The organism is Paenibacillus sp. M-152 (assembly GCF_003856555.1).
Taxonomy (GTDB): domain Bacteria; phylum Bacillota; class Bacilli; order Paenibacillales; family Paenibacillaceae; genus Paenibacillus; species Paenibacillus polymyxa_C.
Genome location: NZ_CP034141.1, coordinates 2,011,433 through 2,035,899 on the forward strand (window position 1 = coordinate 2,011,433; position 24,467 = coordinate 2,035,899).

At 46.3% G+C, this 24,467-nt stretch carries 25 protein-coding genes; 17 read left to right on the top strand and 8 right to left on the bottom strand.

Annotated features, from left to right (window positions below):
- Positions 1 to 22: 22 nt before the first annotated feature.
- Positions 23 to 541 carry a thiol peroxidase gene (gene tpx, locus EGM68_RS09195; RefSeq protein ID WP_013370495.1) on the bottom strand — a complete coding sequence of 173 codons (519 nt, stop codon included), beginning with the start codon at positions 539 to 541 and terminating at the stop codon, positions 23 to 25.
- Positions 542 to 662: 121 nt separating this feature from the next.
- Between tpx and EGM68_RS09200 the strand changes: the two genes are divergently transcribed.
- Positions 663 to 1,286, top strand: coding sequence for a rhomboid family intramembrane serine protease (locus EGM68_RS09200; RefSeq protein WP_013370496.1), 624 nt, complete (start codon positions 663 to 665; stop codon positions 1,284 to 1,286).
- Positions 1,287 to 1,384: 98 nt separating this feature from the next.
- Entirely contained in the window at positions 1,385 to 2,314 is a 930-nt protein-coding gene (gene gltC / locus EGM68_RS09205) for a glutamate biosynthesis transcriptional regulator GltC (protein ID WP_043886096.1), read from the top strand.
- Between the two features lie 96 nt (positions 2,315 to 2,410).
- Here gltC and EGM68_RS09210 read toward each other — a convergent pair whose 3' ends face one another.
- Positions 2,411 to 3,082 (bottom strand): zinc metallopeptidase, encoded by a 672-nt coding sequence (locus tag EGM68_RS09210; RefSeq protein WP_058829401.1) that lies wholly within the window; start codon positions 3,080 to 3,082, stop codon positions 2,411 to 2,413.
- 42 nt (positions 3,083 to 3,124) lie between these two features.
- A complete protein-coding gene (locus EGM68_RS09215; protein WP_043886097.1) occupies positions 3,125 to 3,556 on the bottom strand; it encodes a MerR family transcriptional regulator in 432 nt (143 codons plus the stop codon).
- A 292-nt stretch (positions 3,557 to 3,848) separates the two neighbouring features.
- Here EGM68_RS09215 and EGM68_RS09225 point away from each other — a divergent pair, with 292 nt between their 5' ends.
- The 4 genes from EGM68_RS09225 (at position 3,849) to EGM68_RS09240 (ending at position 7,920) form a co-directional block, all read left to right on the top strand.
- The gene (locus EGM68_RS09225) at positions 3,849 to 5,252 is read left to right on the top strand and encodes an ammonium transporter (RefSeq protein WP_129549052.1); all 1,404 of its coding nucleotides are present in this window, start codon (positions 3,849 to 3,851) and stop codon (positions 5,250 to 5,252) included.
- A 48-nt stretch (positions 5,253 to 5,300) separates the two neighbouring features.
- Positions 5,301 to 6,383 carry a DUF294 nucleotidyltransferase-like domain-containing protein gene (locus EGM68_RS09230; RefSeq protein ID WP_129549053.1) on the top strand — a complete coding sequence of 361 codons (1,083 nt, stop codon included), beginning with the start codon at positions 5,301 to 5,303 and terminating at the stop codon, positions 6,381 to 6,383.
- Entirely contained in the window at positions 6,380 to 7,117 is a 738-nt protein-coding gene (locus EGM68_RS09235) for an exonuclease domain-containing protein (protein WP_019686911.1), read from the top strand. Before EGM68_RS09230 ends, EGM68_RS09235 begins: the two co-directional genes overlap by 4 nt.
- 173 nt (positions 7,118 to 7,290) lie before the next feature.
- Complete coding sequence (locus tag EGM68_RS09240) at positions 7,291 to 7,920, top strand: TlpA family protein disulfide reductase (RefSeq protein ID WP_129549054.1); 630 nt, start codon at positions 7,291 to 7,293, stop codon at positions 7,918 to 7,920.
- A 56-nt stretch (positions 7,921 to 7,976) separates the two neighbouring features.
- Here the strand turns inward: EGM68_RS09240 and cimA are convergent, their stop codons facing one another.
- Positions 7,977 to 9,593, bottom strand: a complete 1,617-nt coding sequence (gene cimA / locus EGM68_RS09245) for a citramalate synthase (RefSeq protein WP_129549055.1) — start codon at positions 9,591 to 9,593, stop codon at positions 7,977 to 7,979.
- 293 nt (positions 9,594 to 9,886) lie between these two features.
- On the opposite strand from cimA, the gene EGM68_RS09250 reads away from it, so the two are divergent.
- The 3 genes from EGM68_RS09250 to EGM68_RS09260 all read left to right on the top strand — a co-directional run bounded on the left by EGM68_RS09250 (position 9,887) and on the right by EGM68_RS09260 (position 13,163).
- Complete coding sequence (locus EGM68_RS09250; RefSeq protein WP_019686913.1) at positions 9,887 to 11,167, top strand: DNA polymerase IV; 1,281 nt, start codon at positions 9,887 to 9,889, stop codon at positions 11,165 to 11,167.
- 161 nt (positions 11,168 to 11,328) lie between these two features.
- Positions 11,329 to 11,571, top strand: coding sequence for a ferredoxin (locus EGM68_RS09255; protein WP_013309730.1), 243 nt, complete (start codon positions 11,329 to 11,331; stop codon positions 11,569 to 11,571).
- A gap of 161 nt (positions 11,572 to 11,732) precedes the next feature.
- On the top strand, positions 11,733 to 13,163 hold the full coding sequence (locus EGM68_RS09260; protein ID WP_129549056.1) for a L,D-transpeptidase: 1,431 nt from the start codon (positions 11,733 to 11,735) through the stop codon (positions 13,161 to 13,163).
- A gap of 27 nt (positions 13,164 to 13,190) precedes the next feature.
- Here the strand turns inward: EGM68_RS09260 and EGM68_RS25675 are convergent, their stop codons facing one another.
- Positions 13,191 to 13,337 (bottom strand): hypothetical protein, encoded by a 147-nt coding sequence (locus tag EGM68_RS25675; RefSeq protein ID WP_013370508.1) that lies wholly within the window; start codon positions 13,335 to 13,337, stop codon positions 13,191 to 13,193.
- Positions 13,338 to 13,555: 218 nt separating this feature from the next.
- Here EGM68_RS25675 and EGM68_RS09265 point away from each other — a divergent pair, with 218 nt between their 5' ends.
- Genes EGM68_RS09265 through EGM68_RS09275 form a run of 3 tightly spaced genes read left to right on the top strand, consistent with a single transcriptional unit; the run spans position 13,556 to position 16,068 of the window.
- A complete protein-coding gene (locus EGM68_RS09265) occupies positions 13,556 to 14,650 on the top strand; it encodes a quinone-dependent dihydroorotate dehydrogenase (RefSeq protein WP_129549057.1) in 1,095 nt (364 codons plus the stop codon).
- A gap of 34 nt (positions 14,651 to 14,684) precedes the next feature.
- Positions 14,685 to 15,497, top strand: a complete 813-nt coding sequence (yjbM, locus tag EGM68_RS09270) for a GTP diphosphokinase (protein ID WP_013370510.1) — start codon at positions 14,685 to 14,687, stop codon at positions 15,495 to 15,497.
- Between the two features lies 1 nt (position 15,498).
- Complete coding sequence (locus EGM68_RS09275; RefSeq protein WP_013370511.1) at positions 15,499 to 16,068, top strand: DUF309 domain-containing protein; 570 nt, start codon at positions 15,499 to 15,501, stop codon at positions 16,066 to 16,068.
- An 85-nt stretch (positions 16,069 to 16,153) separates the two neighbouring features.
- Here the strand turns inward: EGM68_RS09275 and EGM68_RS09280 are convergent, their stop codons facing one another.
- Positions 16,154 to 16,681, bottom strand: a complete 528-nt coding sequence (locus EGM68_RS09280) for a thioredoxin family protein (protein WP_013370512.1) — start codon at positions 16,679 to 16,681, stop codon at positions 16,154 to 16,156.
- A gap of 163 nt (positions 16,682 to 16,844) precedes the next feature.
- Here EGM68_RS09280 and EGM68_RS09285 point away from each other — a divergent pair, with 163 nt between their 5' ends.
- Together EGM68_RS09285 and EGM68_RS09290 are read left to right on the top strand one after the other, a co-directional pair.
- Positions 16,845 to 18,512: an RsmB/NOP family class I SAM-dependent RNA methyltransferase gene (locus EGM68_RS09285; protein ID WP_129549058.1), complete on the top strand. Its 1,668-nt coding sequence runs from the start codon at positions 16,845 to 16,847 to the stop codon at positions 18,510 to 18,512.
- Positions 18,509 to 19,291 carry a pseudouridine synthase gene (locus EGM68_RS09290; protein WP_025676949.1) on the top strand — a complete coding sequence of 261 codons (783 nt, stop codon included), beginning with the start codon at positions 18,509 to 18,511 and terminating at the stop codon, positions 19,289 to 19,291. The genes EGM68_RS09285 and EGM68_RS09290 overlap by 4 nt, the downstream gene beginning before the upstream one ends.
- A gap of 124 nt (positions 19,292 to 19,415) precedes the next feature.
- Here EGM68_RS09290 and EGM68_RS09295 read toward each other — a convergent pair whose 3' ends face one another.
- Positions 19,416 to 20,597 (bottom strand): GGDEF domain-containing protein, encoded by a 1,182-nt coding sequence (locus EGM68_RS09295; protein WP_025676948.1) that lies wholly within the window; start codon positions 20,595 to 20,597, stop codon positions 19,416 to 19,418.
- Positions 20,598 to 20,802: 205 nt separating this feature from the next.
- On the opposite strand from EGM68_RS09295, the gene EGM68_RS09300 reads away from it, so the two are divergent.
- Positions 20,803 to 21,927, top strand: coding sequence for a glycosyltransferase family 4 protein (locus EGM68_RS09300; RefSeq protein ID WP_013370516.1), 1,125 nt, complete (start codon positions 20,803 to 20,805; stop codon positions 21,925 to 21,927).
- Here the strand turns inward: EGM68_RS09300 and EGM68_RS09305 are convergent.
- On the bottom strand, positions 21,924 to 23,030 hold the full coding sequence (locus EGM68_RS09305) for a YkvI family membrane protein (protein WP_013370517.1): 1,107 nt from the start codon (positions 23,028 to 23,030) through the stop codon (positions 21,924 to 21,926). The two genes, EGM68_RS09300 and EGM68_RS09305, sit on opposite strands and share 4 nt — an antisense overlap.
- A gap of 141 nt (positions 23,031 to 23,171) precedes the next feature.
- On the opposite strand from EGM68_RS09305, the gene EGM68_RS09310 reads away from it, so the two are divergent.
- Both EGM68_RS09310 and EGM68_RS09315 read left to right on the top strand, forming a co-directional pair.
- Complete coding sequence (locus EGM68_RS09310) at positions 23,172 to 23,777, top strand: DedA family protein (protein WP_013370518.1); 606 nt, start codon at positions 23,172 to 23,174, stop codon at positions 23,775 to 23,777.
- An 85-nt stretch (positions 23,778 to 23,862) separates the two neighbouring features.
- Positions 23,863 to 24,435 (top strand): xanthine phosphoribosyltransferase, encoded by a 573-nt coding sequence (locus tag EGM68_RS09315; RefSeq protein WP_040101648.1) that lies wholly within the window; start codon positions 23,863 to 23,865, stop codon positions 24,433 to 24,435.
- The last annotated feature ends 32 nt before the right edge of the window (positions 24,436 to 24,467 follow it).

Here is a 24,467-nt window from a genome sequence, read left to right on the forward strand (position 1 = left end):
TTTTTTAATATTCGATCTTGATTTAGACGAGTTTTTTTACGGCTGCGATCGCCTGGTCATAGTCAGGATGCTCGGCCATCTCGCTCAAGTATTCTACGTAAGCGATTTTGTCATTTTGATCAATGACAAAAATAGCTCTATGATCCAAATGGAATTCCTTAATGAATACACCATAAGCTTCACCAAAGGAATGATCCTTATAGTCAGACAGTGTCAATACGCGATCGATACCAGCCGCACCGCACCAACGAGCTTGGGCGAAAGGCAGATCCACGCTAACCGTCAGGACCACAACTTGGTCCCCCAAGGAATCTGCTTCCTGGTTGAAACGTCGAGTCTGTGCGTCACACACGCCTGTATCTAGAGAAGGGACAACGCTAATCAGTTTGACTTTACCTGCAAAGTCTTGAAGCGTAGCTGCTTCCAATAAGTCTTTCTGTAATTTGAAATCAGGCGCCTGATCTCCAATTTTCAGTTCAGGACCTATGAGAGTCAAAGGATTGCCTTTAAAAGTAGCAACTCCTGTACGTTCTTGTGCCATATGTAATAGCCTCCTTTGGTTTTTGGCATTGGTTATCGTTGCCGAAATCTATTATAATCTTTTATAAAAGACATTGTCCAATTTGAATAAGGTGGAGACACCCCATGAAGGAAGGATTGCCTTGATTTTTTTACGTTATGAGAACTGGAAAAGTTATTTGCGGTTTTACCCGGTAACCTGTCTGATTTTGCTTATCAATATTGTGATGTTTATTGTACTGACCGTGCAAGGTGGATCAGAAAATAGTTTGACGCTGATCCGGTATGGGGCTTTGATTAATGAGGCGCCATTCACTGACCAGCTGTGGCGGTATGTGTCAGCTATGTTTTTACATGCAGGGTTTGATCATCTTCTGTTTAATTCCTTTGCAATACTTGTATTCGCTCCTCCGCTGGAGCGTTTGCTCGGGTCCTTACGATATGTGTTGTTGTATCTGGTCACGGGTGTTGTAGGGAACATACTGTCTATTGCGCATTACAACATGGTGGCAGAAACGACAGTCTCTGTAGGAGCCTCAGGAGCGATTTATGGCATCTATGGGGCGTTTCTGTACGTTGCCTTGTTCCAACGTTCCTTGATGGATGATGCTTCGCGCAAAACGCTGTACACGCTGCTTGGGTTTGGTATTCTGTTTTCTTTTGCGGTTGCGAACATTAACTGGACCGCTCACTTTGGGGGCTTGCTCAGTGGGTTCTTCATGTATGGATTATTGATTAGATTGACTGGTCAACGCAAACGTCACTAAAGACAGCTTTATCGTAAGTTATCTGGGTAAGAAAGAGGATGATGTTCGATGAACATCTTCTTTCGTATGTTGAAAAACAGATTGGAGCGAATATCGGAGTGGAATTACGACAGTTGCAATACTTCATGAAAGTAGCGCAAAAAGAACATGTCACTCAGGCAGCTGAGGAGTTGCATGTGGCGCAATCTGCGGTAAGTCGGCAAATTCATCAGCTTGAAGAGGAGCTGGGAGTTAATCTTTTTATGCAAAAGGGTCGCAATCTGCAACTTACGCCAGTGGGACAGCTATTTTGCAAACGGGTGGAAACGATCATAAAAGATCTGGAGCGGGCTGTTTTGGAAGTGCATGAGTTTTTGGACCCTGAGGGGGGCGAAATCCGTATCGGTTTTCCGCACAGTTTGGGGATTCATCTTATTCCTACAGTGGTGGCTGAATTCCGTAAGCGGTATCCCAATGTTAAATTTAGATTTAAACAAGGAATGTACCCGAGTTTAATTCGTGATGTGTTAGCGGGTGAGGTGGATTTGGCCTTTGTATCTCCTTTTCCAGATCGACATGATCATGTCGAGGGGGACGTGGTGTTAACTGAGGAGTTATTTGCGGTTCTCCCACCTAATCATCCTTTGGCTTCAGCTGAACACATCACATTGAGCCAGCTTAAAGGTGAAAAATTCATCTTGTTCAGGGATGGATATTCGTTACGTCCGATTGTCTGGCAGGCCTGCCTGGAGGCTGGATTTACGCCGGATATTGCTTTTGAAGGCGAAGAGACAGATACGATTCGCGGTTTAGTAGCTGCTGGTATGGGGGTTAGTCTTCTGCCTGAAATGGCGCTGTTTCAGACTAACCCGCTTCAACCTGCAAGGGTGTCGATTGTTGATCCAGAGGTGACGCGAACAATTGGCTTGATTCATCGTAGAGATGACAAACTTCCTTTAGTTGCTAAATCGTTCCGAACTTTTTTATTGCAATATTTTGGTCTTCATGGTAATGCTGCTACTTCGAACAAAACGGCAAAAGCAGATTGAGACAATTAAGTATAGTGTATTGGTTTAAGATCAAGAAAAAAGGTTGTTCCTCCACCAATGACGGTAGAGGAACAACCTTTTTTGCAATACAAGTGATTAATCCCGGCTATTAAAGATGCCAATTAGGCGGATCAGTTCCAGCAAGGAAACGAGAGCTGCGGCCACATAAGTCAATGCAGCAGCATTCAAAACTTTAGCTACACCACGTTCTTCATCACTACGGATAAATCCTTCAGAAACCATAATTTCCCGGGCGCGATTAGAAGCATTAAACTCAACTGGCAATGTGATTAATTGAAAAGCAACAGTAGCCGAGAAGAAGATAATACCCAAACCGATCAGGTTCGTAAAGCTAAATAAGAAACCAGCAATCAGCAGAAACGGTGCAATCCCGGAAGCAAAGTTTACGATTGGAAAGATCCGGTGGCGAAGTGTCAGCATAGGATAATGCTCTTTATGTTGGATGGCATGACCGACTTCATGGCAAGCCACAGCAACCGCAGAAATGGATTTTTCATAATAAACAGGCTCGGACAAGCGCACCACTCGTTGTATCGGATCATAATGGTCAGATAGCGCGCCGGGTACTGGCTCAATAGGTACATCATGCAAGCCATTACGATCCAGCATGTGCCGAGCTGCATCGTAACCAGTCAGTCCATTTTCATTTGGGACATCAGACCATTTGTTAAACGTACCTTTTACACGGAATTGCGCCCATAAGGATAATCCGAACGCAAGAATAATCAATATATACATACCCATCATAAAGCAACCCTCCATTATTGTTCATACTACTAGCCTGGGTATCTACATCATAGAACTATGCTCCAACAAATACTTCAAAGCCTCAATACAAGCAGCGCTTTGTGGCAACAGACCAGTAAGCAGCTTGCGAGCTTGGACGGGCTTGAGCTGTCCGAGAAGAGGCTGTAGTTCATTGACTTCACGTTCTAGACGCTGCATGTGCATTTCTAGACTCGTTAGTTTGTCAGTGACGTGTTCTTCTCCTGCAACCGAGTTCCATTTAATCAGAGTCTGTCTGATTTCCTCAAGGCTATACTTCTCTTGTTTCATTTGGTTAATACGTTCAAGCCTGTTTAACGTTTCACCATTATAAAGGCGATAATTTTTCAATGATCGTTCTTCAGGTGTGATCAAACCGAGTTTAGTGTAATAATCAATCGTTCGTTCGCTGACACCAGCCGCTTTGGCTAGCTCGCCAATTCGATATAGCTTCATATCCCCATCTGTCTTCACCTCGCGCTCTTCGTTCAACCTTCAATATTAGCATTTTAAACCGAGTGTTTATAAAGGATATTTTACATGATCCTCAACCATACAGTCAAACGTTATGCTTTTGTCGGGCTCAAACAAGCTACCTTTATGGTTAGTAAATGTGACATGTCAGGTTTGTAAGCTCATTTTTTTAACATTATAAAAAAAATCTTGTCAACTTTCATGTATTCTGATTATAATGACAATAAGAATTTCACGAAATGTAAAGAAACTTAACATTCGAGGAGTGGTCTTCATGAGAAAAAAGTGGTTAGTTGTATTATTGGCCATGCTGACGGTTCTAGCTTTTCCGGTAGGTGCGTTCGCTGCTGACGGGCCGACAAATATTCAACTTCAAGCTGGGCTAAACACGGCATTTACGTTCTTGGCATTTATACTTGTATTTTTCATGCAAGCGGGATTTGCATTGCTAGAGGCAGGCTCGACACGAATGAAGAACGCGGGTCATGTCGCTGGTAAAACGATTCTCACGACGGGTATTGCGGCTTTGTCCTTCTGGGCCCTCGGATTTGGATTCGGTTTTGGCAATGACGGCGGTAACGGATTTATGGGACTGACGGGTTTCTTCATGAGTGGGACAGATGCTGCTGCATCGTTTGATACTCTTTCAGGTTTGGATGTTCCGATTACGATTATGTTTTTGTTTCACTTTGCTTTTGCTGCGGTTTCGCTTTCGATCGCATGCGGAGGGATGGCAGAGCGTGCAAAATTAAGTGTATACATTATTTTCGGTATTTTGTTCTCCATCGTGATCTATCCAGTTGTAGCTCACTGGGTATGGGGCGGCGGCTGGCTTGGCAAGTTGGGAATGCAAGATTACGCTGGTTCAACAGTGGTCCATCTGACAGGTGCTACGGCGGCACTCGTCGCTACGCTGCTGCTCAAACCGCGTCTGGGCAAGTTTAATAAAGATGGCAAGCCGAACATTATCCCTGGTCATAATCAGGTGTACTCTATCCTGGGTGTTATTATTCTCTGGTTTGGCTGGTTTGGATTTAACCCAGGTAGTGCTGTTTCTGCTATGAATGACGGATTCTTTGGATATGTAGCCCTGACTACAAATATTGCTGCTGCGGCAGGCGGAGTTTTCGCTTTGCTCGTATCTTGGATGGTATACGGAAAAGCAGATATTCCTGCTATGCTAAACGGTGTGCTGGCAGCCTTGGTTGCCATTACGGGTTCTTGTGCCTTTGTAGCACCTTGGGCGGCATTGGTTATTGGCGCAGTCGCAGGGATCGTCACTTTCTTCACAGCGCAATGGTTTGAGCGTGCGAGAGTAGATGACCCGGTATATGCTTTCTCCGTACATGGTGTTGCGGGGATGTGGGGCGCGGTATCCACAGGGTTTTTCGCTACTCCTGAGCTTGCAAAAATAACAGGTGTAGGTCAAGCGGGTCTGTTCTATGGTGGTGGTTTTACACAATTAGGAGTACAGCTGCTTGGACTGATTGGTACTTTGGCATTCGTATTCGTCATTTCCTTCATTATTCTGGGTGCGATGAAAGCAATTATGGGTATTCGCGTTACGGAAGAGGAAGAAACGATGGGACTCGATATCAGTGAACACGGTACGTACGGCTATCCAGAGCAAATGAAGTTAGTTACCGAAGCTGAAAAGCGTTCTGGAATTGTCAGCTAATATGTAAAATATAAAGAGCCAGTATGGATGAGCGGAGGAGATGGAAGTATGGAACTGCAAAATATGGCCCCTTGGGTGAGTTCCGCCGAAGCGATTGATCATGCAGACACACCTGAGTCTTTAAGGCAGGCCAGGGTCGATTCCCAGAAATGGCTGCTGGCTTCTCAAGCCTCCGCTCCGTTATCAGACTGGTTACGAACGGCGAATGAAATGCATGACCGCATCGCGGCCAGAGCTGTGCAAATGTGCGAAAAAGGGATGGTTGAGGATGGCTTTGGCCCTCCTCCCGTCCCTTACGCATTTATAGCCTTCGGTAGCATGGGGCGCTCGGAATCGACGCTATGGAGTGACCAGGATAACGGTATGATTATCAGTGACCTTGTGTCTGCTGATAAAGAATTGTATTTTAGCGAGTTTGGTCGCAGAGTCTCTGCGATGCTAGAGCATTTGGGATATCCCAAATGCGAGGGGAAAGTGATGTGCTCGGAGCTATTGTGGCGCCATACATTGACTGGATGGCAAGAACAGCTATCAAAATGGTCGGAAGATTTTGCCTGGGAGCCGATTCGATATCTCATTATCTCGTCTGACATGAGACATATCGCAGGCGACGAGCAATTGTCTGTGGAATGGAAGCAAAGCTTTTATAAGTTGTTCCGTAAACAACCCGACCTACCTTCAGCGGTACTTAGGAACACGGTAAGGCATAAAGCGACACTTAATATTTTAGGTCAGATCGTTACCGAGCGGTTCGGTGAGCATGCAGGCGATTTTGATGTGAAATACGGGTTATACATTCCGTTGGTGAACGCCGTCCGTTTTTTGGCATTGCAACATGGTGTAGAGGAAACTTCCACCCTGAAAAGACTCAGGCGTCTCGCATCACTTGAAGCGGCACCGTTGCCTTTACTCGATGCTTGCGAGCGAGCCTTTCGGATCGCACTTCAGCTTCGAATGGCTACTCCAGCGAGGGAGAAGGACGGGTTGCTGATCAGTAATGGCTATCTGGCTGTCAAGCCGTTGAAGCAAGGTAAAGGCTGGCATGAGCTGCGCGAGGCTCTTTCAACAGTACGACGGCTGCATCGTGCGTTGCAAAGGCAGCTGCGATTTATGGAAGGGAGAAGGTCATGAAAGAACCAGCGCAGGGAGGTGGCTTCTGGAGTGCCCTCCGCAGAGGAGGAGTGCCGTCGGCAATCGCATCTGTAATGGGGGCTCCTACGGCTCAGCAGATGGCGTTTATTCGGTCCTTAACGCGGGAACAACGGCGTTCTGAAGTATTGCGTACCCCACTGGAGCGTTTGGAGACGGTAGTTTTTGATCTGGAGACAACGGGATTTTCGGCACAGCATGGAGATGAGATTTTATCGTTCGGAGCGATTCGAGTAGTCGGGGATGTGATTATGGAAAAAGAGCAGTTTTATACGCTTGTCAATCCGCGGACCGAGATTCCTGAACAGATTACTCGGCTAACTGGGATTACCCGGGAAATGACGGATGGAGCTCCGCCGCTTATGAATGGACTGCATGACTTTATGTCCTTTGTAGGTGGGCGGGTGCTTGTAGCGCATGCTAGCGCTCATGATAAGGCCTTTTTAAATGCTGCGTTATGGAAAACATCTAAAGTTCAGTTAACTCACCGTGTACTAGACACAATGATGCTCGCCAAATGGCTGGAGCCACAGCAACACCAAACCTATAGTTTGGATGAATTGCTGGCCTATCAATCCATTCCGATTGAAGGGCGGCATCATGCGTTAGAGGATGCGAAGATGACGGCTAAGCTTTGGGTGGCGTATGTTCAGGAAATGCTGAAGCGTAATGTAACCAATTTGGCAGATGTCTACGCGCATTTGAGTCATGCCTGATTCAGTACAAGGTATAGTATCTGACACCACATTATAACGGCAAGTTCGCGATTTTCGTGGGTTTGCTGTTTTTTTTGTGTCCTGTTCAGATTTAGAAGGTTAGAGGTGGGAATCGTATGGGCATCCTATGGGGAGGATGAAGGTCATTTAGATGAAAGACAGGTGATAAGACTGTGAAAAGATTTCTTTTCATTAGAGCGATAATTGTGCTGGTTATGGTTGGGGCTACATGGGGGATTATTGCAAACACAGTCTATTCAGCAAGCCTGCCTGTGGAAAATGCAACACTGGAAGAAAAATATAAAGGTGAGAAAGAGCTTGATGTTGAGAAGAATGTAGGGACTGAATCAGTTGCAGCAGAGGTAATAAAAAGAATCAAACCTGGGCAACAGCTTCCTTCTATGATTTTAAAGGGGTTAAACGGCAAGTCCTACGATGTAGGGGCTCCGCGGAATAAAGCGATGATCATTAGTTTTTGGGCTTCATGGTGCGATCCGTGCCGATTAGAAGCCCCCATGCTGAATGAATTGTATAGTAAATACAAACATGATGTAGATGTGTATGGCATCAATGTAACTCGCTATGACCGGTTGGAGGATGTGCAGAAGTTTTCCCGTTCTTTGAACCTCAAATTCCCCATATTACTGGATGAACAAGGAGCATTTTTTGAACAATTTGGAGGAGTGGCTTTTCCAACTCATGTAACGATTGACCATCATGGACGGGTGCGAGAAATCATAATCGGCATGCTCAGTGAACGGGAATTGGAGGGTAAAATAGAAGCTCTTCAAAAAATAAAGTGACTTTGGGGGCCAAGTAGACCGCCAAAGCCACCTTATTAGCTCATGCTTGTACTTGATTAGTGGTTAACTAATCCGTGATGAGTAAGCTCTGTTTGTTCATTTTTTGGAGTTGGCGCTTCCAGCAATGCGTAACGGAAGCTGTCCAAGAGAGCTTCCCAGCTAGCTTCAATAACATTTTCGGATACGCCTACGTTACTCCAGACGTCCTCGTAGTTTTTGGACTCAATGAGCACGCGTACCTTGGCGGCAGTGGCGTCTTTTTCGTCGAGCACACGCACCTTGTAGTCAGCCAAATGCATGTCTCGCAAGGCTGGGAAATACTGAGAAAGAGCCTTGCGGAGAGCATTATCAAGCGCGTTCACAGGACCATTTCCTTCAGCTGCGGTATAGACACTTGTCCCTGCAACATTCAGCTTTAAGAATGCCTCGGAGACGACCGATCGCCCCGCTGTTTTTTCCACCAGCACCTTAAAGGACTCAAATGAGAACATTTCCTTCACTTCACCGCCGGCTTCACGAATAAGCAATTCCAGCGAAGCATCCGCACCTTCAAACTGATATCCCTGATGCTCAAGTTCCTTGATACGACTAATGACGCCACGTGCCTCATCACTGGACGGATCAAGGGTGATGCCCAGTTCTAGCGCCTTGGACACAACGTTGCTTTGTCCGGCCAGTTCGGAGACCAAGACTCGCTGCTTGTTCCCCACAAGTTCAGGAGCGATGTGCTCATATGTTCGTGAGTCGCGCAGAATAGCTGACACATGAATACCTCCTTTATGGGCAAAAGCAGCATTGCCAACATAAGGCTGGTTGACAGGCAGATTGACGTTGGCGACTTCACTCACAAAGCGAGCTGTATTGTGGAGTTGTTTTAGCTTCTCGGGATCTAGACAGTCGTAGCCCAGCTTAAGCTGCAAGTTCGGAATGACGGAGCATAGGTTGGCATTACCGCACCGTTCACCATAGCCGTTGATGGTACCTTGGACCTGTCTTGCGCCTGCTTGAATTGCACTGAGTGAGTTGGCTACTGCCAATTCGCAATCATTGTGTGTATGAATGCCCAACTGTGACTTCGTTAGCTGGCTTTGCAGTGTAGTGACAATTTCATGTATTTCATGCGGTAGGGTACCCCCGTTGGTATCACACATCACGAGCCAATCCGCGCCTGCTTCCTCAGCTTTTTTCATAACGGCGAGTGCATACTCGGGGTTGTTTTTATATCCGTCAAAAAAATGCTCGGCATCAAAAATAACTTCCATGCCCCCTTGCTTTAAAAAGGCGATGGAGTCGTAAATCATAGACAGATTTTCCTCCAGTGTTGTCTGTAAAGCAGTGTGTACATGAAAATCCCATGATTTACCGACCAGAGTAGCGGCCTGAGCGCCGGATTCCAGAATCCGTTGCAGATTGACATCCTGCGCTGCGATGCTATCTTTGCGACGCGTGCTGCCGAAGGCGACAATCTTTGCCTGAAGGCCTAGTTCTTGTACCCGTTTGAAAAATTCGATATCCTTGCTGTTGCTCCCGGGAATCCCGCCTTCAATATAGTGAACACCGAGATCATCGAGTTTTTTGGCGATTTTCAATTTGTCATCAGCAGACAAGCTAATTCCTTCTCCTTGAGTGCCATCTCGCAGCGTTGTGTCAAAGATAGAAATAGCGGTGGACATGAGGGACTCCTCCTTCGCGGATTGCTCAGATTGGTAATGCTCTGCTTTTTTAAGCACATTAATTTAGTTGTTTAACGCTTAAAAACAGGAAAGCGTTAGTTTGTCGTGTTCGTATGATAGTCGATTATAACAACTAATGACTTCAAATGTAATATATAATTATCATTTTTGAGCGCAAAACCTATATTTTTTATGTAAAATAGAAATAGTATGCAAGGGTGATTTAAGTATAAAATCAAAGGACATATTCTTGATCTAACGAATGAATTCATAGTTAAAAAGAAGGGTTGAGCATGAAAGATGTCAGTGCTTATTATCCGGTTGGTGGACGAGTTATTCTGCATGTGGATATGAACGCATTTTATTGTTCCGTTCATGCAGCGGAGGAGCCGGAAAAATATAAAGGATTGCCTACCGCAGTGGCAGGCAGCAGTGAGCTGCGCAAAGGTGTAATTGTAACTTGCTCTTATGAAGCACGACGATTGGGTATTTCAACAGGGATGGTTGTTCAGCAGGCTCGACGAATTTGTCCGCAGCTCATCGTAATACAGCCTGATTTTCATTTATACCGTCGTTATTCCAAAGCATTTATGAGTATTGCTTACTCGTATACGCCTATGCTGGAAGCAACTTCAATTGATGAGTGTTATCTAGATATTTCCGGTTCCAAGCAGTTTGGAACACCTTTGGATATTGCCGAGGAGATTCAGCGTAGAGTAGAAGAAGAGCTAGGCTTGCCTTGCTCAATTGGGGTAGCACCCAACAAACTGCTAGCCAAAATGGCCTCTGATCTGAAAAAGCCACGCGGGATATCTGTTCTACGTTTGCGTGATGTACCCAACATTTTGTGGAACCTTCCATGTGGGCAATTGTTTGGTGTGGGCCGCAAAACAGCAGATAAGCTTCTACAAATGAACATTCGCACCATTGGTCAACTGGCTAAGGCAGATGAACACATGCTGGTTAGCATATTTGGGGTAACTGGTTCTTGGTTAAAATTGGCGGCAAACGGAATTAACCATTCTCAAGTCAGCACTGAACGGGAGCCGAACAAATCCATCGGTCACACAACCACTCTGCCTATGGATGTAGTAAAGTTGGAAGAAGCCCAAAGAGTACTGCTTAACATTAGTGATCAGGTAGCTCGGCGGCTTCGACGACAAGGGATGCTGGCAGGAGGTATCCAACTGACGATTCGGACCCCGGATATGAAGACCTTTACGCGTTCTCAAGTCAGGAGTACGCCTACGGAAAGTGCAGAAGACATATATAAGGAAGCTTGTGCATTGTATCGTCGCCATTGGGGAGAGGATAAGCCAGTGCGTTTGTTGGGGATTACGCTGCAACAGCTCATTCCAAAGGAGGAAGCGGCAGTTCAATTAGATCTATTTGAATACCAAGACCAGCCTAAAAAAGAAAGTTTACTGAAAACGATGGATGCGCTGCGCGATAAGTTTGGTGAAAATGCAATTTTGACTGCGGGGATGCTGGGAGATGATCCTTCAGTACTTCTTCGTAATTCCAAGCTGCGCGGAACTTCGCTGCAAAAAGACAATCTACCTACTCCAGAGTGAACTTAGGGGAGAATGATGGTCAGTATCAGTAACACACGTTATAAGCGTTTTTTGCATGAAGGATAAAGGAAAATAATTTGTAATAATTTTGGGTTTGTATTAATATGTGAATAGAATGCAAAAGCTGGTTTGTTCGATTGTATAGGAGGAAGAGAAAAGTTATGGCTAAATACACTTGGGTAGAAAAAGATACATGCATTGCTTGCGGAGCCTGCGGCGCTACAGCACCAGACATCTACGATTATGATGATGAAGGTTTGGCTGAAGTGATCTTTGAAGGGGATGCAAACCAAGGCATCAAGGCGATCTCAGAAGACCTGTTTGATGATATGCAGGATGCTTGTGACGGTTGCCCTACAGATTCCATCAAAGTTGCAGACGAACCGTTCAATAAAGAAGGTTAAGTGTAAGTTTTTTGGACAGGCATAGCACCGACAGTACCCTTCACCGTATAACGGTGAAAGCATGCTGACGGTGCTGTTTTTTTTATGTGCTGTCCATCAGGCCCATTGTGACCGATATACATAATAGTAAGCATGCAAGATTACACGATCAGGAGGATCCGATGGACCATTCGCCTCATCTTAAATCGTATGTCAAAAAGCACCCTGATAATAAAATGGCCTGGTATTTACTCGGTAAGGAGTATGAAAGCAACGGTCAGGAAGGCAAAGCAAATTATTGCTTCAATCGTGCAGGAGAAGTGTTCGAAGCCTTTGAGCATAAACAGATTCCGGCAGACGTATGGATGGAATATCAGGATAAACTGGTTCAGATGTCCAAGGAGAAGGAGCGGAGAACCGCTCGAACACGTCATCTTTTAACTGCCTTAATGGTACTTCTGCTCATCTGGGTCCCCTCAGCCAATTCACCGAGCACTCCACTTGAGAACGCATCCGTTCCATCCGGAACTGAGCATGCAGCGATTGATCATGTCGAAGTTGCGAAAGTGGCTAATGCAGATCCAAAGAAGAGGGCACAAAACGGTGAGCCTCATGCTGGTGGTGTGTTTACAGCTCAAGCCAGGCAAGGAAGTGGGGCTGGAACAGCGCTTACGGATATGTTGGCAAAGACGAGTCAAATGCCGTCCAAGACCACAGTGCTGGGCATGGAGCAGAGTGGGGCGTGGCTGATCTGGAGAGAAGGTATGAAGCCGTTACTTAGTGTACAGAACAAGGGAAACGGCGGATTAGCTATTCAGTCTTACGACGCCGCTGCATGTGCTTGCAAGCCGTCGGACAGTGAGAAACTCCGCATAACAGGTCTAAAATGGGCTGCCGGACAGGAAGAGCTGGCTGTGCTGAATAGCGCCATGCGCGCTTATCGTTCGCAGCATCAACGTCTTCCCCAGAGTCTTGAGGAACTGACCCGAGATTTTCCCAATAACACAATGTACGGTACGACTGACGGGATGAAGAAGGCTTTTACACCTATCCGTAATTTACTTGCTTCTCCAGCACAGGGAACAGGGAAGGCAGGAGATCAGAACGCTGACTCAGCGGCTGAAAGCAGTCTACTGCTGGCATCTTCATTGCACGGACGGCCTTTTCTGGAGCAACCGCTACGAATTGTGGTAGACAAATCCAAACACAGGCTAGCATTGGTGAGCGGCAATATACTTATTCGCAATTATCCCATCGGTTTGGGCGGAGAAAGAACACCGGAAGGGAAATTTGTGATTACCGATAAAGTCGTAAATCCGAACGGCAAATCCAACGGTGAGTTTGGCAGTCGTGGTATGCAACTGTCTGCAACAAATTATGCTATCCATGGTACGAACGAGCCCGAAAGTATCGGCAAAAATGAGTCGCTGGGTTGTGTCCGCATGGGGAAGGAAGACGTGGAGGAATTGTTTGCACTCGTACCTTCAGGTACGGAGGTGGTTATTGGTAACGGGGGACTGCCTGATCAAGTGCTTGTACCTAGTTCCCGATTTACGAGTGAGCCGCAGCACGACCAGACAAATCCCCACAAAACCTATCACTGGCTAAATTAACATTTTGATGCCACTGCTACTTGTTGTTTAACGAGTTCCTGCTTGTGCTAAAACAATGACCAGAACAATCACAATGATGAGTAGAACAAAGCTGACGGCGGTCCAAACAATCGCTTTCTTGTTCACCTCATCCTTTTTCTTTTGCAGACTGGGCGGTTTGCGCTTGGTCTTCATATCAGCAATCCCTCTTTTCTTGCGGGCTAAGATCCTGTCTTACTATGTCCATTGTAAATGGTTTGATTATACATTTTCAATGACATCTCCATGACAACTGAATTGTTCTGATATTGGACCTCGCAAATTACTTTCTTTTTGGTATGGAAAAAGCTAAACTATTTTGTAGAGATGTTTTTTTAGGATTGTGCAAGGGCATAGAACGGAGTGGATGAATCGTGTTGTATCGAAGGATTGCGAAACCTGTTTTTTTCAAAATGAGTCCAGAGAGGGCCCATCATGTAGTCATTGACGGCTTAAAGCATGCGGGCTCACTTCCCGGTGGAGCAGCGACGTTGCGAGGGATGTATGGAGTCAAGGAAACGGAAGATCTTGCCGTTGATCTGTTTGGTATTCATTTTCCCAACCCGATTGGACTGGCTGCGGGACTGGATAAAAATGCTGAAGCGGTTGTCGGTTTTTCTTCCATCGGTTTTGGTTTTATGGAAGTAGGCACGGTGACACCTGTCGGACAGCCCGGCAATGATCAGCCCCGGTTGTTTCGACTGCCTCCCGATGAGGCATTAGTCAATCGGATGGGCTTTAACAATCTGGGTGCTGAGAGCATGGCCCAGCGTTTGGCTACCCTTAAACATCGACCTGTGCCGATTGCTGTTAATATCGGTAAAAATAAAGTAACGCCAAATGAGGATGCCCATAAGGACTATGAGAAATGTATTTCCGCACTGTATCCGTATGCGGACTTCTTTGTAGTAAACATTAGTTCGCCCAATACCCCGGATTTACGAAAACTCCAGCATGGCAGTGAACTGAAGTCGTTACTGGAAGCGGTTCGGGCAGAGATGGGAGTTCAGGCGACAAAGTATGGTAAAGCCAAGTCTGTACTGGTCAAAATTGCACCGGATGTATCGGACGAGGAATTGGAATATATGACGGATGCGATTGCGGCCAGCGGAGTGGATGGCATTATTGCGACGAACACGACGATATCCAGGACGGGTCTGACGCATCGAAATGCAAGTGAAACCGGAGGATTGAGTGGTAAGCCGCTACATGACCGTTCCACAGAGGTCATTGGACGGGTATACCGCCAGACGGAAGGGAAGCTGCCTATTATTGGATCAGGCGGTATTTTTACCAGTCGTGATGCCTATGACAAAATTAAAGCAGGCGCTAGCCTGATTGAAATTTATACAGCATTGATTTACGAAGGGCCGGAAGTAAACCGGGCTATACATGCCGGTCTGCGTGAGCTGCTTCGAAAGGACGGCTTTAGACATATTACTGAGGCTGTTGGTGCAGCTCATAGATAAAAAAGTGTTGTCGGAAGAGACAGGAGGTACGGGGATGGACGGAAGAGACTGGGGAACATTTTTGCTGCCATACGATCAGGCGGTGGAGGAACTTAAGGTCAAGTTCAAAACAATGCGTGCGGAGCTGAAAAAGCGCGAGGAATACGCTCCTATCGAATTCGTAACTGGACGGGTTAAAAAAATATCCAGCATCCTCGATAAGGCGAAGAGATTGCAGGTTTCACCTGATCAGCTGGAGACGGGGATCGAGGATATTGCCGGCATTCGCATCATGTGTCAATTCGTAGAGGATATTCGGCGGGTAGCCGAATATATTCGAAGACGTAAGGATTTGACGGTATTGTATGAAAAGGACTATATCACCAATTATAAAGATAGCGGCTATCGCAGCTTTCATATGATTGTGGAGTACCCGGTTCAGACAGCAGTGGGGTTGAAAATTGTGCTGGCCGAAATTCAAATCCGTACGTTGGCTATGAATTTTTGGGCAACCATAGAGCATTCTCTTAGCTATAAGTATCGTGAGAGCTTGCCAGATGATATGCGGGCCCGGTTGAAAAAGGCGGCTGAGGCAGCCTTTGTGTTGGATAATGAAATGTCTTCCATCCGTCTTGAAATATTAGAAGCGCAGAAGAAGTTTGAGGATGAAGCCAATATCGTATCCAAAGTCCTAACAGGCATGCACCGTCTTTATTTCTACCATAAAATTAGTGAAACGATTGAGGCGCAGCGCAGATTTAATGAACTGTGGGAGCGGCACGACATGGAAGGAATCAAGCAGTTGCATGATGAGGTCAAGGAGATGCTGGAAGCTTCAACTAAGGAAGAAGACAGGGATGAGTTTTAAAATGGTGAACCCTTCCTATGAACCGTTGTACGTAACTTATTTGGTATACTTCAATCGGGATCGGGATTACTTTGAATGTCATGAGGTACTGGAAGAGCTGTGGCTTAAGCTGGACCGAGACCCTGTATATAAAGGTTTACTGCAAATTGCTGTAGGACTGTATCATTTTCGCAATGGTAACTATCGTGGTGGATACATGATGCTGGACAGTGCGGTACATAGGCTGGAGCATGCTGCTTCGCACGCGCTGGGCATTAATATGGCGAAGCTGGTAGATGAGGCGCGCGCTTGCGCTCGGCAGCTTGCTGAAGCTGTTATGGAAGGTTCGGAAGAGCTTCAACGTCAACCGCCGGTTTATCGGGATTTGACGATTGAAATTGTCGAGCCCGGACTGCGTCAGGCCGTGGAGAAGGCATCATCGTCCGTTCCAGTCAATATCCCTCAGCAGAGAGGTCCTCGGCGTGGGGAAAAGCATGAGCAGCGTCAGCAGGCGCTGGAAGCTTCGATTAGGCGAAGACAGGCCGCTGGGAGCTTACGCTCAGCTACAGTGGAAACGAAGGATGCGCCTTGATGTTGTAGCGCATAATAAACGAGCAGCCCGATCCGTTTTATAGGGATCGGGCTGCTTTATCATTGTCAGGTGTGAGGACATTTGTCTAAGAGGTTACGTTCTTTTTATATTTCTCAAAGAAGGCTTTGAAATCGTCGAGTGTGTATCCGTTGTCTGAAGGACTTTCCTTCAATCCACCTACCATACGTTCCTTTTCCACGCCTTTTTCGTAATAAACAAGCGTAGGTGTATACTCAATCTTGTACTTGTCCCAGCCAGCCTCATACTCACGCAGGTTAAATTCGTGCATCGTAATGTTCTCCTGCTTGCTCAAAGGCATGAGCTTAGGAGTGGTGGCACGGCAGTGAACACAGTCAGACGCGAAATGATAGACGAAAAAGCTTTCCTTTTTGTCAATTTTACTTTGTAGATCTTCTGGCTTAATAATTTGCTGATAGTTCGGATCGTTTAGCAGTTCCTGGGTAGTAGGACTTAACGAGGCTGTGGAAACGCCGTACAGCTTGTTTTTAGTGCCTGAGTTTAAAGCGAGCAGCACTCCAAGCAAAATGATAAGCACAACAAAAAAGCCAATGACAGGTATAAGCTTTTTTTTGTTGGATTTTTGTGCGTTCAATGGAATCTCTCCTATCAAAATCTAAAATATGTAACTATGAACCTCATTATTATACAACATTACAGCTTGTAGTGAAAGTTTGTAAATCACACAGATATTGCCGGCTAACAGGTTGATTATGGTACAATAAAATTTATTTTAACAGGACAGGATGATTACGATTATGGGTGTACAGCTCCCCACAGCATTTGTAAAGCGCATGGAGCAACTGCTCGGCGATGAATTTGAGGCTTTTATGGCTGCCTATGACCACACGCCCCATGCGGGGATTCGTGTCAACACATTAAAAATTCCAGTAGAGGACTTTAAGGAACGTCCTCCGTTCGAACTGCGGCCGATTCCGTGGTGCGCCACAGGTTTTTACATTCCGCACGGTACTAAGCCTGGACTTCACCCCTACTATCATGCTGGGTTGTACTATGTTCAGGAACCGAGTGCCATGTCTCCAGTTGAACTGCTCAATGTAGCTCAGGGGGAAGCTGTTTTGGACTTGTGCGCTGCACCGGGAGGGAAATCAACCCAAATCGCAGCCAAACTGCAAGGAAGCGGCATACTGGTGACCAATGATATTAGCGCCGATCGAACCAAGGCGTTGGCTAAAAATGTGGAATTGTACGGTGTGCGCAATGCCGTGGTATTGAATGAGAGCCCTGATCGTATCGCAGATGCTTTTCCTCATTTTTTTAACAAGATTTTAATTGACGCACCTTGTTCGGGAGAAGGCATGTTCCGTAAGGATGAGGATATGGCCAAACAATGGGAGACACACTCGGTGGAAAAATGTGTGGTCATGCAACGGGACATTTTGCGTGTAGCGGCCTCAATGCTGAGCGATGGGGGAAGAATTGTCTATTCGACCTGCACCTTTGCCCCGGAGGAGAATGAAGGAATGATTGCGGAATTTCTGGATGCTCATCCCGATTTTAACGTAGTCCCTGTTCCTTCGGAAGCAGGCTTTGCACCAGGCCACCCGGAATGGATGAACGAAGAGATTGCATCGGCACATCCCGAACTGCGGGGTACAGCACGCCTCTGGCCGCATCTTGTAGAGGGGGAGGGCCATTTTATCGCTGTATTGCAGCATCAGGGTGGTGCTCGTGTGGCCTCGACAGCAGATCACACTGTATCGGGGGATATGGTTCCGTTTTCGAACAAGAATGACAGAGTATTAAACATAGAAGCAGCATATCCGCAGAAGAAGCAACATTTGCCCGTCAAGGAAGCGCTACTCCCAAGTGGCCAAGGAAGGCGCACGACTGATGAGCCTAAACGAACCGGAAAAGGAATGGGCGGAAAGTTAGCCAAAGGAAAGAACACGCGCGGCTTTGATGGCAGCAAGTCACGTATGGGCAAAGAAAATGTGAAATCTGCCGCACGCTCCCTGCATGATGTGCTGGAGTCCTATCACCAATTTGTTCAGGAGCAGCTGGAGGTTTCATTTGCAGGCTACACGGTGGTCTACGGAGATCGCATTTATCAGTCGCCGTTGGCATCACATCGTTTGGACGGCCTTAAGGTGGTACGTCCGGGCTGGTTTATGGGAACCGATAAGAATGGTCGTTTTGTACCTTCACATCCGCTGGCGGTGGCTTTACGCCCTTCTGAGGCGGTTAGGAGCATCAACCTCTCCAGCTCGGATGCTGAAGCCATCCGGTATTTAAAAGGTGAAACCTTGTCCATCCCTGTTGAGAGAATAGAGCTTCGAAATGAAGTCCAACCCAAAGGCTTTACTCTCGTGTGTATTGATGGTTATTCGGCCGGGTGGGGCAAATGGCAGGACGGCATGCTTAAAAATGAATATCCTACAGGCTGGAGGTGGACATCGGTATGAGTGGAAAAGGAAGACAAACTCAGCGTTTGGACAAAATTTTAACCCATATGGGATATGGTTCCCGTAGTGATATCAAGAGACAGGTAAAGCAAGGTATGATCACGGTAAACGGACGGACCATCAAAGATAGCGGCTTACAGGTTCATCCATACCAAGACCAAATTGAAGTGAACGGAGAACTGGTTGTATTTCGGGAGTTTATTTACATCATGCTGCACAAGCCTCCAGGTGTCATATCCGCAACCGAAGATACGAGGGAACGGACGGTGCTGGATTTGCTGAGTGCGGAGGAACGACATTTTGAGCCTTTTCCAGTAGGGAGGCTAGATAAAGATACAGAAGGCTTATTGCTGTTGACTAACGACGGCAAGCTGGCGCACGAACTACTGTCTCCACGGCGTCATGTCCCCAAAACGTATGAAGCTACGGTGTCGGGGCATGTAACGGAGGAGGATATTCTTCAATTTACAGCAGGAGTGGAACTGGACGATGGGTATGTCACCCTACCCGCGCAGTTGACGATTCTTCGGCATGAACAGCCGCATCAGGCAGATGGAGAAGTCACTTCCTATATTTCGCTCGTAATCCATGAGGGTAAGTTTCACCAAGTGAAGCGCATGTTCGAGGCGGTTGGTAAAAAGGTGACCTACTTGAAAAGAACAGCCATGGGGCCATTGAAGCTGGATGATCAGCTTCCACTGGGCAGCTATCGAGAGCTGACTAGCGAAGAACTGGCCTCGATCGGCCGTGATATAGCATCCGCAACTTCAGAAGTTTAATGAAGAGATTAAATACAAATGACGCACAGGCTCGTATGAGATTCCTGTGCGTCATTTTATGATATAGACAACCAGACGGAGCAGTATTCATAGGCAGTCTTTGATAACGAATCGAATTTGCGAATTATTGTGCGCGTGCTGCCCGACTTTGCTTCACTTCCGCTGCCTTATAAGCTGTAACCTTGTTTTTGCCTGTCGTTTTGGATATGTACATGGCTTGATCGGCCTGTTTGACGAGTTCATCCGGGTTTATTTCCTTCTTTGCTGTACTGTGTCCGACACTGATAGTGACGATGCTTTCCTCAGCGACACGTTCGCGGATTCGTTCTGCGACCTGCGCCACCTTGGCCCGCCGATCCACAACCATTGCGACCAGTTCCTCGCCACCGTATCGTCCGGTCAGCCCGATTTCATCCAGTTCCTCCTCCATAATTTGTGCGACCTGCTTGAGAACCTCATCCGCACGAGCATGGCCTTGCGTATCATTCAGCTTTTTGAAATTGTCAATATCGCAAAAAATGACCGATACGCGGATTCCCTGGTTCATATATCTCCGTAATCTTCCCGAAAAATATTTACGGTTATACAGCCCTGTGAGGCCATCGGTGATGGAAGAACGATAAATCCTTTGGAGTAGCTCCACAATCCGTTCAAACAGAATGATGAATAACGTAGTGTAGTACAACAATGGTAAAAATGACATCCACAGGACTGTGCTTGACCCGTTTGCTTCTTCAGGGATGTCATTTTGCAGCCAGAGAAAACCAAGCCAGAGCGAATAAGTGAATAAGCCTGCTATAAATTTCTTTGGCTGTCCGATCCGTGGGGTGATGAACAGAAGGCTTAATATAAGCACCAACACTCGATAAAACAGAGTGAATCCAACCAATTTCACTGAGCTGATCCAAGTGGGCAACAAACCTAAAGTCCAAGCCATTACCGGCAGCGTTAATAACGCAGCCAGCAACAGCAAGGCCCATTTTTCCACACGCTTTAGTTTTCGGTACAGCTGAAATACAGCGGCATTGATGAGCAAGAAGGCAAACGCCTCCAGCGCATTTTTCCACACGATTCCCTGCAGTTGCATTTGGCCGCCGCCTGCCGAATAGAGATTCATCGCTTCATATGTCATAATAAAAATAGCGGCAACCGAAAAAAGGATATAGGCTTTTTTTCGTTGTCTGCTATATATGATCACGCACATTAGCGCCATCATGAGTATAATATACAAACCGCAGGCTGCACTTATAGCCCCGGCCAGAGATGGGGAGCCCAAGGTTCCCAATAAGGACAACAACGTCAACATCACCGACTCCATTTGTTAAATTAATCTATCTATTGAACGGACGATATCGTTCCGATACAATAGACAGGATTTATTGCAGTTAAAATGTTATAATTTTCTTTTGTGCCTAACATTTATTCTCAATATATCATCTTTCAGAAAATCCGGAAACCTATACATATATCCTGTGTTCCGGGCAGTTTAATGCTTGAAAGGGGAAGCACTCATGAAATTGCTACAGGCTCTCTTTTTCCCACCCGAGCAACCGGGAGGCGTTTCATCCATGATTCCATATTTGCAAGAGCGATTTACGTCCCCCCGTTGGGAAATGGAGCTATTTTCAATCCCTAAACGGATTCGTAACAAGGGTAGGGACGAAGTAATCTTTGATACCTTCGACTGGACGAGATATGAGCAATATCCAATCGTTCAAAAATATATTCAGACGTACCGTGATTATTTGTGGTGGACTCGGCTTCGTATTCAGAAGCCCTTTGACCTTATTCATGCTCATCATCCGATTGCCGGGCTCGCTATGAAAAACGTATTTCCAGATATCCCGCTCGTACAGACGATTCACTCTTCCTATGAGAAGGAGTTAATTCTAAACGGGAAAATAGAGGAGAACGGGCCTGAACACCAATTCTTAGTGTCACTTTACCGAGAAATGGAGCATAAGGCGGATCGCCTGATAGCAGTATCGCAATCTTTTCAGCATTACTTAACACCTTATGTACAGCATCCGCAAGATGTTGTGGTTATTCCAAATGGATATGATGAGAAACGATTTAAGCCCATTCCTCACGAAAATGAAGTGACACAGCTCATAACCGTTTGCCGACTTGTTCCCGCCAAAGGGCTTGATATTCTATTACAGGCTTGCGCTGAGCTGAAAAAAAGAAATCAGGAATTTGTACTCCATATCATTGGAGATGGTCCGATTCGACCTGAGCTGGAAGAGATGGCGCGACAGCTGGATATATACCATGAGACGATTTTTTATGGATATACTCTTCATCCTGAAGAGTTTATGCCTTTCTTTGATGTATTCGTATTGCCTTCGCGGGCGGAGGCCTTTGGCTCCGTATTTGCAGAAGCGGCGTTGAGCTGTCTGGCATTGGTAGGTACAGAAGTAGGGGGAATACCGGAGCAGATTGAGGATGGGGTAAATGGTCTGCTCGTGCCACCCGATAATCCGAAGGCACTGGCAGACGCATTAGAAAAGGTCATCGCTGACCCTGCCTATCGTTATGAACTGGCTAGATCTGCCTGCGACAAGGCTAAATCAAGCTATTCTTTAAGTCGTGCTGTTAACGAGCTGAAGAAAATGTATTTGAAATTTCCACACTAACCATGACGGGTATCACCTGGTTTGGAATCAGAATGCCGAAAGCTGGAACGAGGACGTGAGGAGCGGAAAGGTCTTCCGCGTCCTGCTAAGATCAGTTTACTAACCCACATTAGACTGAGCATACCGAAAATAGGATAAAGAACAGATAACAGTGAGCTGAAGCCGAACTGACTGATTAAAAAACAGGTGAGCATAATGAATAATGTAATGAGCTTGGGCGAAATTTGGACATGCTGACGAATTTGTAGACTGACTCCATAAATGTCGGCTACAAAGGTACTGAAGATCTCCATGAAAATGAGTAGAATGTATATGATTTCAACAAGGGCGCCTAGACGGTAAGCGATGCTTCCCATAGGGATTTCAAATTGCTGAATGCCTGGCATTTGCGCTGACATGACAAAATGTGCAGCCATCAGCATAAAGCCAACACCAATTCCGCCCAATACACCGCCCCAGCGGATGGTTTTGCGGGAGAAAGTTTGACTGCCTAGAGGGACAAGCACGGCCTGAGCCATAGCCAGATTGAAGGACGTGTACAGGAGTGGAGAGATCCATGTTCGTAGCGCACTGTGGTCTGTTGTATTCGTGATAAAGCTTTGTGGATTGGGCATGGAAAGGGTGCTGTGAACGAGCAAAAGAGATATGGTGATCATCAGCGGGACAACAATGGTGTTCATATGCAAAATCGCTTTAATACCTTTATTCAGCAGCAAGTAAGTTCCGATTAATGTAATGAGCAGTCCTGTTTGGTAGTGTAGGTGAAGGTGCTCCACAAAAACAGAGCCAGCTCCTGCGAGCATAACGCTGTTCACGCCAATCAGCACAATAAGTGTGAATATGCTGATCCATTTTCCGGCATTGGCACCAAAAAGGTGCTTGTTCAGATCCTCGTAGGAGCGGGCTGAAATATCATGAGCAATCAGCATCATTTTCGTACCCAACCATACAAATACAAGTGTGGACAGCATAATGGTGATTGTAGCCCAACGTCCATATTGCGTAAAAAATTGTAATATTTCTTGTCCGGTAGCGAACCCGGCACCGACGATTGTACCAATGTATGTAAAAGCAATCTGAAAAACATGAATATTACGTTTCATTCCCAGTCCCCCCTTGCTTGCTTGAATAACGCTACAGCGAGCATATAATACAAACTATGTTCAACTGAAATGGGACATGACTGGATGAGACTGAAAATAATTATACTGAATTTAATGAATAGCTTGACGGGAGCGTAATTTATGGGTCAAATCCTTGCATGGATACTGGAATACGGATATTTGGCGATGTTCGGCTTGCTTGCCCTTGGAGTAGCTGGTATGCCGATACCCGACGAAGTGCTAATGATCGCCTTTGGCGGGCTCGTGTCTCAAGGACACTACAACTTTATTGCCGCGCTGGCAGTCACATTTTTCGGTAGTATGACAGGCATGATGCTTAGCTACACATTGGGTCGCCTGCTGGGCAAGCCACTATTGCACCGATACGGTAAATGGGTGAGGCTTACGCCCTCCAGGATTGCCTCTTCCGAAAATTGGTTCGGGCGCTATGGTACCTGGGGAATTTTGTTCGGGTATTTTGTCCCCGGCTTGAGACACGTATCATCCTATCTGGCAGGCACAACCCGTCTAGGTGTTTTTCGCTATATCGGCTATGCATCGGCAGGAGCTTTGCTGTGGTGCGGTACATTTTTGGGGATCGGACATGCGGTGGGCATGCACTGGGAACAGGTGGCTAAGCTGATGGAGAAGGTGACGCACCAGGTAGGTTTGATCGTTATTCTTTTAATCGTTTTGGGAGGAATCATCGCATGGTTCTGGAACAAACGTAAAAAAAATATCACATGAACGCATGGAAAGCAGGCTATAGCTTGAAAGCGGCGGGTGAAGTATGGTACTTTTACCGCATAGGAATGCCGTGGGAGGTCATGGAATGGAAGTATTAAAGAAACGAATTTTAAATGAAGGCGTGATTGCGTCAGATCAGGTGCTAAAGCTGGATGGATTGCTTAATCATCAGGTTGATCCAGAGCTGACAATGGAAATGGGACGAGAGTTCGCAGCCCGTTTTCGGGAAGACAAAATCACCAGAGTAGTGACCGTGGAATCCTCAGGCATTGCCATCGGGTTTGCGACAGCGTTGGAGTTGGGTGTACCGTTGGTATTTGCTCGTCGTAAAAAGACTTTATTAGCTGATCCGGATGCGCTGTGTGAGCGTGTACCTTCGTTTACAAAAGGTATTGTCACAGATATTATGCTGTCTCGTCAATTTATTCATGAGCATGATCGTGTGTTGTTCATTGATGATATTATCGCTAATGGCGATGCGGCTCGAGGCATGGTTAAAATTATTCAACGCTCTGGAGCGGAGTTGATTGGATTCGGAGTTGCGGTTGAAAAAATGTTTCAGGCTGGAGCGAGAACCATCCGTGAGCAGGGCATCCGTGTAGAATCATTGGTTAAAATTTCGTCGTTGGCTGACGGTAAGATAGAGTTTGCTGAATAGTAACAATTCGAAACTCCGGATCCTTATTTCTA